Origin of the sequence: Massilia sp. S19_KUP03_FR1 (assembly GCF_036688685.1) — a bacterium.
In the GTDB taxonomy this organism is placed as follows: domain Bacteria; phylum Pseudomonadota; class Gammaproteobacteria; order Burkholderiales; family Burkholderiaceae_D; genus JALYUM01.
This window is the reverse complement of record NZ_JAQQPS010000001.1, coordinates 208,371-220,022: the sequence shown is the minus strand read 5'-3', so window position 1 is coordinate 220,022 and position 11,652 is coordinate 208,371. Positions and strand designations below refer to the sequence as shown.

The 11,652-nt window shown below is 66.7% G+C and carries 8 protein-coding genes; all 8 read right to left on the bottom strand.

From position 1 onward, the window contains the following. A complete protein-coding gene (locus V6M87_RS00960; RefSeq protein WP_332847845.1) occupies nucleotides 1-1,143 on the bottom strand; it encodes an NDP-sugar synthase in 1,143 nt (380 codons plus the stop codon). A gap of 12 nt (nucleotides 1,144-1,155) precedes the next feature. After that, on the bottom strand, nucleotides 1,156-2,154 hold the full coding sequence (galE, locus tag V6M87_RS00955; RefSeq protein WP_332847844.1) for a UDP-glucose 4-epimerase GalE: 999 nt from the start codon (nucleotides 2,152-2,154) through the stop codon (nucleotides 1,156-1,158). A gap of 17 nt (nucleotides 2,155-2,171) precedes the next feature. Then, nucleotides 2,172-2,933: a WecB/TagA/CpsF family glycosyltransferase gene (locus V6M87_RS00950; RefSeq protein WP_332847843.1), complete on the bottom strand. Its 762-nt coding sequence runs from the start codon at nucleotides 2,931-2,933 to the stop codon at nucleotides 2,172-2,174. Beyond that, nucleotides 2,930-4,030, bottom strand: coding sequence for a non-hydrolyzing UDP-N-acetylglucosamine 2-epimerase (gene wecB / locus V6M87_RS00945; protein WP_332847842.1), 1,101 nt, complete (start codon nucleotides 4,028-4,030; stop codon nucleotides 2,930-2,932). Before wecB ends, V6M87_RS00950 begins: the two co-directional genes overlap by 4 nt. 19 nt (nucleotides 4,031-4,049) lie before the next feature. Continuing rightward, nucleotides 4,050-5,804 carry a heparinase II/III family protein gene (locus V6M87_RS00940; RefSeq protein ID WP_332847841.1) on the bottom strand — a complete coding sequence of 585 codons (1,755 nt, stop codon included), beginning with the start codon at nucleotides 5,802-5,804 and terminating at the stop codon, nucleotides 4,050-4,052. Continuing rightward, the gene (locus V6M87_RS00935; protein ID WP_332847840.1) at nucleotides 5,801-8,047 is read right to left on the bottom strand and encodes a glycosyltransferase; all 2,247 of its coding nucleotides are present in this window, start codon (nucleotides 8,045-8,047) and stop codon (nucleotides 5,801-5,803) included. Before V6M87_RS00935 ends, V6M87_RS00940 begins: the two co-directional genes overlap by 4 nt. A 2-nt stretch (nucleotides 8,048-8,049) precedes the next feature. Beyond that, nucleotides 8,050-9,240: a glycosyltransferase gene (locus V6M87_RS00930; protein WP_332847839.1), complete on the bottom strand. Its 1,191-nt coding sequence runs from the start codon at nucleotides 9,238-9,240 to the stop codon at nucleotides 8,050-8,052. A 67-nt stretch (nucleotides 9,241-9,307) separates the two neighbouring features. Further along, nucleotides 9,308-11,548, bottom strand: a complete 2,241-nt coding sequence (locus tag V6M87_RS00925; protein ID WP_332847838.1) for a heparinase II/III domain-containing protein — start codon at nucleotides 11,546-11,548, stop codon at nucleotides 9,308-9,310. Nucleotides 11,549-11,652 lie beyond the last annotated feature (104 nt).

The following is an 11,652-nucleotide window of genomic DNA, read 5'->3' as shown; positions in this document are numbered from 1 at the left end:
TTACGGTTGCGGTTCGGTGGCCTCGGCCCGGCGCGAACGGCGTCGGTCGCGGGCATTGAGCCACTCGCCGGTACTGTATTCGGAAGCATGTTTCATCTCCCCGGCGCGGTCCACACTATATTCTTTGAAGACGATCATCTCTTGCAATGTTACATCATGTAGTACCCGGGTGTACTCGAAAAGTACACTTCTGACAATTTCCGCGCCCTCGCAAATATGGCTGCCGTGGCCGATCCAGCACGGTCCCGTGATGGTCACGCCGGCCTCGATGCGCACGCCCGAACCGATGTACACCGGGCCTTCGATGGTGGTGCCGTCCCAGTCAATGCTGGTGTTGAGCCCGGTCCAGACGCCCGGACGCACCTGGGTGCCAGGCACGTGCATGTGCTGCACTTCGCCGGTCAGCACGCTCTGCAGCACTTCCCAGTAGTCGGACATGGTGCCGATGTCGAGCCAGTTGAACGGGCGGCTCTGGGCGTAGAACGGCAGGCCGCGCTCGGCCAGCAGCGGGAACAGGTCGGCGCCGATGTCGAACGTCACGCCGGCCGGAATCAGGTCGATCGCTTCCGGTTCGAAAATGTAGATGCCGGTACTGATAAAGTTCGATTTGGCTTCTTCCTGGCTCGGCTTTTCCTGGAACTGCGTGATGCGCCCGTCAGCGTCGGTGACGACCACGCCATAGCTCGACACTTTGTCCCACGGCACTTCGCGCGTGATCACGGACGCGATGGCGCCCTTGGCCTTGTGTTCGGCCAGCGCAGCGCCCAGATCGAGATCGATCAGCGCGTCGCCGCACAGCACGATGGTGGTTTCGTCGAAAAAGCCGCCGAATTCCTGGATTTTTTTCATGCCGCCGGCCGAGCCGATCGGTTCCGGCACCACTTCGCCGTCATCCTTGGTGTAGCCCTCGAACGAGTAGCCGATCTGGACACCGAACTGATGCCCTTCGCCGAAGAATTCTTCGATTTTTTCGTGCAGATAGCTGACGTTGACCATGATCTGTTCGACGCCATGCTTGGCCAGGTGTTCGACCAGGTAGGCCATGACCGGCTTGCCCAGCAGCGGAATCATCGGTTTTGGCACATCGTAGGTCAAAGGACGCACCCGGGTGCCCTTCCCTGCCGCGAGAATCATTGCTTTCATTGTCGTCCCTTATTATTTTGGCGTTGTCTGGTAGCGCCAGGAATCGGCGCACATTTCGGCGATGTTGCGCTCGGCAGTCCAGCCGAGTTCGTCACGGGCCCTGGCTGGGTCGGCGTAGCACTTGGCGATGTCGCCGGGCCGGCGCGCGACCACCTGGAACGGAATCACCTTGCCACTGGCCGCTTCGAACGCCTTCACCATTTCGAGCACGCTGTTGCCGCGTCCAGTGCCGAGGTTGTAGGTGACCGTGCCAGGCGCCTGGGCCAGCTTGGCCAGCGTCTTGACGTGGCCGATGGCGAGGTCGACCACGTGGATATAGTCGCGCAGGCCGGTGCCGTCCGGGGTCGGCCAGTCGCCGCCGTAGACCGACAGTTTTTCGCGCTGACCATTGGCCACCTGGGCGATATACGGCACAAGGTTGTTCGGGATGCCGTTCGGCTCTTCGCCGATCAGGCCGCTTTCGTGGGCGCCAACTGGATTGAAGTAGCGCAGCAGGGCAATGCGCCAGTCCGGTTCGGCTTTCGACAGATCGCGCAGGATGTCTTCGACCATCAGCTTGCTGCGGCCGTACGGGTTGGTGGCCGACAACGGGAAGGTCTCCAGAATCGGCACCGAAGCCGGGTCGCCGTACACCGTTGCCGACGAGCTGAACACGAGGGTCTTGACATTGAATTTCGCCATCGTCTCGAACAGCATCACGCTGCCATTGACGTTGTTGTCGTAGTAGCGCAAGGGTTGTTCGACCGATTCGCCGACGGCTTTCAGGCCGGCAAAGTGGATCACGGCGTCGATCTGGTGCGCGCCAAACACGGCTTCCAGGCCGGCACGGTCGCGCACATCGACCTGGGCGAACACGAGCGGCCGGCCGGCAATGTGTTCAACGCGCTGCTGCACCGCCGCGTTGGCGTTCGACAGGTTATCGACCACCACCACGTCGTGGCCGGCCTTCATCAATTCAACGCAGGTATGGGAACCGATGTAGCCCATGCCGCCTGTAACGAGTATTTTCATTTTCCGTACTTTCCCATTCATCGTTGTCGTGCCGCCTTTGCCCGCTGCGCCAGTTCCTTGAGCAGCAGCCAGAAAAAGGCCGTGTCTTCAAGAAAATAACGCCGGAACATCCTGCGCGGCTCCTGCATAAACCGGTAAAACCATTCCAGGCCAGCGCGCTGCATCCAGCGCGGCGCCCGTTTCACTTTGCCCACCACCACGTCGAAACTACCACCGACGCCCATGGCGAACGGCACCTGCATCGCGCCCTGGTGGCGGTCCAGGAACTGCTCTTTCTGCGGCGAACTGATCGCCACAAACAACAGGTCGGCCTGGCTGGCGCGCACTTGCGCGGCCACTTGCGCCTCTTCCTGCGGGCCCTGCCAATAGCCGTTGCGCCAGCCACAAATCGCGAGGTTGGGCAATTGTTTCTGGTAGTGTGCCGCCACGCCGGCCACCACTTCTTCGCGCGCACCAAGCAAGAATACGCGCCAACCGGATTCTGCCGCGCGCCGCATGAGCGCATCGAACAGGTCGATACCGGCAACTCGCTCTTTCAAGGGCGTGCCCAGCAGGCGCGAGGCCCACACCACCGGCATGCCGTCGACGTTCACCAGCGCGCACGCATTGATGATGCGGCGCAGCGCGGGACTGCGGCTGGCCTTGACCAGCTTGTCGACATTGACGACAACATGCTGGTGCGGCGTGCGCTCCCGAATGAAACCGGCAATCTTGTCGAGCGTCTCTTGCATCGTGAGGTTGTCTATTTTACAACCCATCAGCAAAATTTGTGCGTTCATATGGCGCCGAGGGTGCGCGCCAGGATGGCAACGATGCGCTCGGCGGCGTGGCCATCCCACAAGTGCGGACGCCGGCCCTGCTTGCCCTCGCCGCGCAGGACCTGGCGCGCGGCCGCGACAATCTTGACCGGGTCGGTGCCGGCCAGCACGTTTGAGCCTTCGTCCACCGTCACCGGGCGTTCGGTGGTGGTGCGCATGGTGATGCAAGGCACACCCAGCGCCGTGGTTTCTTCCTGCAGGCCGCCGGAGTCGGTCAGCACCAGCGCGGCGTCTTTCCACAGGTTCAGGAAGGCCATATAGCCCTGCGGACCGGCCAACGTGATATGCGGGCCGAGGTCGATGCCGAACTGCGCGAGTTTGGCGCGCGTGCGCGGGTGCACCGGGAAGATCAGCGGCAGGTCGGCGGCAATGTCGCGCAATGCACCGGCCACGCTGGCCAGTGCATGCCGGTCGTCGACGTTGCTGGGGCGGTGCAGCGTGACGACGCCGTAACGCGGATGGGCACGTTTGAAGGCGGCGCCCTCGAAGGCGCTGGTGTCGAGGTGCGCCAGCTTGTTGGCCTGGAACAGGACATTGTCGACCATCACGTGGCCAACGTAATGGATGCTGGCCTCCGGTTTGCCTTCGCGGCGCAGGTGCGCCACGCCCGACGGCTCGGTGACGAAGAACCAGTCGGTGATGCTGTCGGTGACGAGGCGGTTGATTTCTTCCGGCATGCTCATGTCGCCGCTGCGCAGGCCCGCTTCCACGTGCGCGACCGGAATGCCGAGTTTTTTTGCCACGATGGAACAGGCCAGCGTCGAATTGACGTCGCCCACGACCAGCACCGCGGCGGGCCGCGCCGCGATGCAGAGTGCTTCGAAGCCAACCATGATCTTGCCGGTCTGCTCGGCATGGCCGCCGCCGCCGGCGGCCATGAACAGGTCCGGCGCGGGAATGCCGAGCTCGTCGAAGAACACGGCATTCATGTCGTGATCATAGTGCTGGCCGGTGTGGATAATCTTGAACGACAGCTGCTGCTGGGCCTGGAAAGCGCGCACGATGGGCGCGATTTTCATGAAATTGGGACGGGCCCCGGCGACCAGGTAAACCAGCATGGGTAAGCTTTCGCGTTGACTATTTATCAAAGAACGATATTGTAATCCTGCACTCGACGCGCACGTCAGACGATTCGTTAACGATTCTCAACACGGTGCATGGCGTCTTGAGATCGTAGGCCGTCGCGTACCAGCCCAGCGGTGGATGGTCGGCGCCCCGCACCAGCTCCAGCGTGCCGCAACTGGCCTCGAGCGCCAGTGTGTACCGGGCGGTGCGCACCAGCACGCCCTGGCCGGCCAGTTGCACCTCCAGGTCAGGCGCGAAATGCCAGAAGATTTCGCTGCGATGCACGCGCCGACCCAGAATATGGTCGTGTACCACCAGGGCGTTGTCGGCGAAGCGGATGCTGCGCTGGTGCCGCACCGGGTCATGCAGGCGCAGGTAGCCGTCGTGGCTGGCGGCCACGAAAAAATCCGTCGCCGAGCTCGGTGCGACATCGACCCGGGTGCGCGCCTTGCGCAGCCACAGGAAGCGCCCGCCGCCCACCGACTGGTCGAGGCCGTCAACCCGCACCGTGTTGTGCGCCGACGTGCCGCGAAAGTAGTCGCGCCAGCGTGCTTCGCGCCAGTAAGCGTAGGTGCCGGAATCGACCAGAACCGGCAGGTTGTCGATATGCAGTGTGAGCGACAGCGCGTCGGCGTGGCCGTGGGCGGCGATGCCGAGATAGCCGAGCGGGCCGCAGTCGACCATACCCTGCACCCGGCCCGGCGTGCCGAACAGGTAGTAGCCGGCGTCTGGCCAGGCCCAGGCCGGCTGTGCGGGCACGACGGGCGGCGGCGGGCCGGGAAACAGGTGCTGCAGCCAGGGCTCCCCTGCGCGACCGTGTCCGGATTGCAGACGCCAGACAGAGCCATCGTCGGCGTCGCCGACGTTGGCGCCGACCTGCGCGGCCGCGCGCGTAAAATCCCGCGCGCGCTGCAGGCGCATCCAGTACGCGCTGGAAAACGGTGCGCCGCTGGCCTGGCCCAGCAAGCCGGCCAGCCACAGGAAGTCGCAGCAAAAAACGTGGTACGCAAACGCTTGTTCGCGGTGCACGCCGTCGGCGTGAAACTGGACCTGCATTTGTTCTTCGAGCTCGCGCTGCGCCTGCGCGCGCCAGGCGCGCGACTCGGGCCAGCAAGGCCAGGTGCAGGCGGCCACATACAAGCCTGCCAGTTCGCCGATCAGGTGGTTATTCGCCGAGGAATGGCGCGACAGCCGCGCCGCAATCATCGTGCAATGGGCACGGATGCTGGCCAGCCACGGCGCCTGCACAGCGGCGTCAACCTGGCCGTGCAGCAGTTGCCAGATGAGACTCCAGTTGATCAGGCGAATGCCCAGTTCCAGGCCGCTGGTCCAGTTCGGTCCGGTCGTCGGCGGGCACTGGGCTAGCCAGCTGCGCAACTGGGCGTTGAGGCTGGCGCGCCAGCGCTCGGCGCCAGTCAGCGCCCAGGCTTGCGCCAGGCGCACCAGGTGCAGGTGGCGGTTCAGCTCCCACGTGTACTTGATATCGGCCCGGTCGAGTGCAGCGTTCCAGTCCGGGGGCGACGCCAGCGTCACCGTGTGGCGCGCGAACAAGGGCACGCGGCCGGCGTCGATACTGGCCGCTTCCAATAGCAGCGCGGCGCGTTCGGCCGCGTCGAGGTCCGGTACGCCGCTGCGGGCGAACACCACGCCATCGGCATGCGGCGCCAGCGGGTGCAAGCGTGGCCGGGCCAGCGCCCGGCCAGCGCGGTGCGCGACTTCGGCCACGCTCATGCAGCGCAGGCGGTTGAGCAACCAGCGCGGCGTCATGGGTCGAGCGCGCGGTACAGCGAAGACAGCGTGGCGTCGACCTGGCCGCTGTCGTAGCGCGCGGCGACCACGCTGCGCGCGCGCGCGCCCATCGCAGCGGCAGCAAGCGGGTCGGCCAGCAGCTGCTCCAGTGCCGCGGCGAGCGCATCGACGTCGCGCGGCGGCACCAGTAAGCCAGCGTCGGGCGCCAGGGCCTCGGGGATCGCGCCCACGGCGCTGGCGACGATGGCCTTGCCGGCCGCCATCGCTTCGAGCAGCGCCAGCGGCAAGCCTTCGGCGTGCGACGGCAGGCAAAAGATCGCCGCCCTTTGCAATTGTTCAGCGCGATGGTCGGCATCGATCCAGCCAGCCAGCTCCAGGTGCGCCGCACTGTGCTGGTACGCGCCGCTGCCAGCCAGCACCAGGCGCAGCATCGGATAGCGCGGCGCCAGCCGGGCGGCGGCTTCGCTCAGCTCATCGACACCCTTGGCCGCTTCCAGGCGTCCCACGAACAGGATCCGGCCGGGCTCCACGCGGTCCAGCGCCTGCGCCGGCAAGGCAACGGCATTCGGCAGCACGTGGACCGGCGCACCCGGCGCCAGCGTGCGCACATAGTCGGCCCAGTGCGCTGACAGCGCCAGCACGGCATCGCAGCGTAGCAAGGTGTGGCGCACCAGCGCAACCCGGCTTGCCGCGAACGCCGCAAAGCCGCCCCCATGCAGGTGGAACACGGTGCGGCACCCGCGCGCGCGGGCGAGCGCGAGCAGCAGCGCCTTGCGGTAAAAGCTGGCGTGCGAGGCCGCGTGGACGTGGACGATGCGCGGCCGCATCCGCAGCAAGGTGACAACGGCCTCGATGAACACGGCCAGCTTGGCGCGGCGCGCGCCGTCCACGTGGCTGGGCACGTAGCGCACGCCTTCACGCGCGAACCAGGCCGCAGCGCGCCAGCTGGCGACGGTCGCGGCAATGCCGCCGCGCCCTGCCGGATCGGTGCCGAACATCAGCACGCGGCCGGGCGCGTGGACAGGCCCGCCCGGCTCGGTCGTGACGAAGGCGAACTTGCCGTTCGGTCCACGCGGAATCGCGTCGACGTGTGCGACCTGTACTTCCACGCCGGGCACGCGCAGGCGGAACGCCGCCAGCAAAGCGCAGTCGTCGAACGGCTTGCAGGTGACCACGCGCAAGGTAAACCGGCCATCGCCCCGGTACACCACCTGGCCTTCGACCAGCGCATCCTGCTGACCCTGGAACACGCGGTCGAGGCGACCGATGCGGCGCCCGTCCGGCAACACGATGATGTTCTCCTGCCGGCCCGCGATGGCGTCGACGACAGGAAATATGCGGCCGCAGGGGCAGGCGCCGCCACCCAGTGTGACCGTGTCGCCGGTGCGGTAGCGCGCCAGCGCCATGGCGCTGTTGTTCAGGCTGGTGCCAACCAGTTCGCCATCGGCCAGCACTTCGACGACACTGTAGTCGCTCAATAAATGGTAGCGGCCATGCTCGCAGGTGCCGATGGCGGCGACCCGTTCGGCCTGGCCGTACCAGTCAAACACGGGCACGCGAAAGGCGGTCTGGATCGCATGGCGCACGGCGGGCGCGAGGGTTTCGGACGAGGTCATCACGCCGCGCAGCGCACGGCCCTGGTAGTGCCGGCCGTGCGCGTTGAGCCAGGCGGCCAGCGCCGCGACCGAGGATGGGTAGGCGTGCAGCACGACCGGGTCGAACCGTTCGAGTGCGGCAATGTAAGCGCCGATGGTGGCGTCGGCCAGGTGATACGAGGACAGCAGCAGCATATTGCTGGCCCAGTCGCGGCACCAGTAGACGGCCTGGCGCGGGCGCGCTGCGCAAACGATATCGCCGCGCAGCCACGCACGGCGCTGGCCATGGCGGTAGCCGATCCAGCGCAGCTGGCGGTATACGAAGGCTTCTTCGCGGATCACGCAGGACAGCGACTGGGTGAGCGCCAGCGGCGTGCCCGAGGTGCCGCTGGTGCGGATGGTGGCGCGCAGCAGCGAGCCCCAGCGGCGCGGGCGCACGAAGCGCGCGGGAGCGGCGCGCACGGCGGCCTTGTCGATCAGGGGCGTGCCGGGTGCGGGTGCCAGGCCGAGCGCACGCAGGCGCCGGGCATTGGCCATCTGCAGGCGGGTGCTGTCGCGTTCGTTGGCCACCAGTTGCGGATAGACGAGCCAGCGCGCCCACACGCCGCGCACGGCTTCGCGCAGCAGGCCGCGCAGCGTGGCGCGCAGGGAGAACCAGAAGGCCATGGTTACGCCGCCAGCAGGCTGCGGTAGCGCAGCGCCACGGCGCGCCCGATGACGTCGTAGCTGCGGTGAGCACGCACCCAGGCTTGTCCGCGCGCGCCGCAAGCGGCCCGACTGGGGTCGTCCAGCAAGCTGACGATGGCGGCGCAGAAGTCGGGCACCGTCATCGGCACGCAGTACCCGCCCCCGCTTTGCGCGAGGACCCAGCGCTGGTCGGGAATGTCGCTGGCCACTGCCGGCACGCCGAGTGCCAGGTATTCGACCAGTTTGGTGGGCGACGACACGTCGAACAATTCTCCGCGCGGAATGGGAGAAATGCCGACCTCGGCACGCGCGGCATAGCCCAGGGCCTGGCGTTGCGGCAGCCAGCCCGTGAACAGCACGTGGCCATGCAGGGCGCGCCGGGACAGCTCGGCGCGAAACCAGGCGGCCTCGTGCGGGGACGGCGCATCGCCGGCAATGACGAGCAGGACGTCCGGGCGGGCCTCCCGCAGCGCGGCGGCCAGTTCGAGCAGGAACAGCGATGCACGTGCGCGCGCCACGCTGCCGAGATACGCCACGACGCAGCGGCCATCGAGTTGCGCATCCTGCGCCGGCGTGACGCTGGCGGCCAGCGCGAGGTCGACACCCATCGGCACGGCTGCGAGGCGCTGGCGTGGCACGCCGCGCGCGGCCAGCGCATCGGCCATGGCGGCACTCTGGACGAACACGCCATCTGCGCCCGGCAGCACCAGGCGATACAGCAGGATGCGCGTGGCCCAGGCACGCAGCCGGTGCAAGGCGGCCAGGCGCACCCCGCCCGCGCGCGCATGCACCGCGTAGCCTTCCACGATGGGAAACGACATCCAGTACACGAAGGGAATGCCCAGCAGCGCGGCCAGCAGGCGGGCCAGCACGGCCACCAGGATCTTGTCGCGCACCTGGATGAGGTCGGGTTGCGCGATGCGCCAGGCACGCAGCAAGGCCCAGCTGTCGCGCAGCGGCGCGAGCATGCTGTTGGCGGCGCCGCCAAAGCCGCCGGCCACGTGCAGCGCACCGCCGGGCCAGGCCTCCCGCGGGCTGCCGGCGCCCTGCCCGACCAGCGCCGTGTGGATGCCGTGGCGCGGCAGTTCGACGCCGAACAGCGTCAGGACGTCGGCCCGCCGTGGCGGCAGCGGGTCACGCAGGATGCAGAGTATGGAGAGGGGACGCGGCATGGAGACTCCCTGGTTCGGAATCCCATGCTAGCGAGGGCGCCATGGCGGCGCCCCCGAATCGGTCAAGCTAGTTGACCTGCACCGAATCGGCGCCGATGGTCACCGTGCGTACCCCGTTCGAACTGGTGGCAATATTGACAAGCGGACGCTTGCAGCCGACGTCGAGCAGCATCAGGAATTCGGCGCCCGACTTGCCGTCGTTTTTGACGGTGAAGGCGCCATGGTCTTCCACCACGCCGGCTTTCGGCGCCGGGCCGCTGCGCTTTTCGAAGCTGGCGTCGGCGCGCAGGGAGCGCACGCACAGCGACTGGCCGTTGACGTCCATCTTGATGGCGCCGGCCGCCTCCGGCACCATGGGCGCGGGCGTGTGCAGGTTGAATTCATAGGTGTGCGGCACGGTGGCGGCGAGGCGGTCGCGCACCAGCACGGCGTTGCCGGCATGCAGGTACCAGATCTGGCGCTTGGCGCTGGTCAATTGGCCGCCATAGGACGGTGTCGCGTCGCCCTCGGCGTAGTCATACGCGGCCGGCGCGGCAAAGGCGGTGATACGGCCGTTACGCTGCAGCTGCTCACGGTAGCCGTCGACCAGCTGGCCCTTGCCGCCGTCGAAGGTGATGGCATTTTGCGACCTGGTCTGGTGGTACCAGTCGGTCCACAGGGGCGAACCGTACCAGTCGTACCAGCCGGCCTTGACCAGTAGCGGCTGGCCGGCGCTCGACAACAGCAAGCCGTTCTGGTCGCCATGGCTGTGGTTGAACGAGCCGTACGGGCTGGATTTGAAGTAGACCGAGGTGCGGCTGCTGGAGGCGATATCGCTGTGCATCGCGGTCCAGCCGATGCTCGGGTAGTAGGCCGAATTGGCGGGCGGCGCCAGCACCCGGGTACCAGCCACCGGCAGCGGATACGGCGCCTGCAGCAGGGACAAGGCGTCTTCCGTGCCAGACAGCTTGCTGACATACCAGGCGGCGCGCGGCGACACCATGCGCGAAGCAAAGGCATCGAACACACGCGGGTCGGGCCGGGTTTCGGAACCGTCGCCGAACACGTGGACACGCGCGCCGGGCGGGGTGAACTGGATGGCGAAATCGAGGAAGCCCAGCGCCCACGGCTTGGCGTAAAAATTCACGCCGGTGGCCTGCGACAGCGGATCCCACAGCGCCAGCAAGTAGCCGGCCGCGTATTCGGCATAGGCCGTGCCATTCGCATACCCGCCTTCCGGGCCGCTCCATGGCGACGGGTTATTGGCGTAGGCGCGGAACGAAAAATCGAACCATTTTTGCGCGTCCGGAATGTCGCCCAGCGCCAGCGACGAGATCAACACCAGGAACACCAGGCTGGTGTTGCCGTGCGAATCGAAGGGATACTGGTCGAGGCGGCCATTGGCGCCGGCCAGGTTGCTGAAGATTTCGGCGCCGCGGGTCCTGACACTGGCCAGCCAGCGTGCCTTGCGCACGGCGTCGAGGTCGCCGGACAGGAGATCGATCGCCTTGATCAGGCCAAAGGCGATCTGGCGCGTGGCCTGGTCCTGGTTGACGTAGCTGGTGGGACCTGCCGGGTTGAGCGCGGCCAGCTGGTCGCCCTTCTTCAACGCTTCGGCCAGCATTGCCGGATCACCCTTCAGGCGCCACATGACGGCGGCCGCTTCCAATTGGCGGCTCGCTTCGTTGATGCGCTGGCGCACGTCGGTCTGCTGCGATGCCATGGGCGCCGTCATGGGACCGGTCATCGGCAAGGGCCAGCGCGCGTCGCTCAGTATCGGCAAGGCCGTCATCTGCAGCTTGACTTCATTGCTCATGCGGCTGCTGTAGGCTTCCAGATCGGATTTCTTGGCTGTACTCCAGGTCGCAAACGGCGTGAACGACGACGGCAGCGAGCGCGGCCGCGGCTTGGCCAGGATGCGCGCGCGCAAGGTGGCGTTGTCCGGCACTTCGAAGACCGTGGCGCGGGTGGTCAGCGTGAAGGTGCGCGGGGTCGACCATTCGGTGCTGCCGGTCGGCCGCACGCGCCAGCTGTAGCTGCCCAAGGCCATCGCGGTGGGCGGCAAATACCAGTTGCGCTCGACCGTTACGCGGACTGGCGTGCCGACGCCGGCCGGGGTGATCTCGAGTTCGTAGGAAGCCGGCCCGTCCGGGTGGCGCGCCCACGTAAAACCGGGGGGATTCTGGGCCTGGACTTGCGCATCGACCGGACCGGGCTGGATGATCAGCGGATCGGTGGACTGGGCCCAGTCGGCATGTGCCTGCAACGATAAGAACAGGGACGACAGGACGGCGGCATGGGCCACCCTTTTTGCAGAAATATTGATCATGACAGTTCCGAGAGACAGATTGCTTGGGGTTGGAAACAGTGCGTCGACAGACACAATAATGTTACCCCGAATCAAGTTTCCCGAAAGAAAAAAAGCCTTACTAA

Coding starts and splice junctions, on each gene's coding strand:
- V6M87_RS00940 (WP_332847841.1), bottom strand. CDS start 5,804: ATGACGCCGCGCTGGTTGCTCAACCGCCTGCGCTGCATGAGCGTGGCC.
- V6M87_RS00925 (WP_332847838.1), bottom strand. CDS start 11,548: ATGATCAATATTTCTGCAAAAAGGGTGGCCCATGCCGCCGTCCTGTCG.
- V6M87_RS00935 (WP_332847840.1), bottom strand. CDS start 8,047: ATGGCCTTCTGGTTCTCCCTGCGCGCCACGCTGCGCGGCCTGCTGCGC.
- V6M87_RS00950 (WP_332847843.1), bottom strand. CDS start 2,933: ATGAACGCACAAATTTTGCTGATGGGTTGTAAAATAGACAACCTCACG.
- V6M87_RS00960 (WP_332847845.1), bottom strand. CDS start 1,143: ATGAAAGCAATGATTCTCGCGGCAGGGAAGGGCACCCGGGTGCGTCCT.
- galE (WP_332847844.1), bottom strand. CDS start 2,154: ATGAAAATACTCGTTACAGGCGGCATGGGCTACATCGGTTCCCATACC.
- wecB (WP_332847842.1), bottom strand. CDS start 4,030: ATGCTGGTTTACCTGGTCGCCGGGGCCCGTCCCAATTTCATGAAAATC.
- V6M87_RS00930 (WP_332847839.1), bottom strand. CDS start 9,240: ATGCCGCGTCCCCTCTCCATACTCTGCATCCTGCGTGACCCGCTGCCG.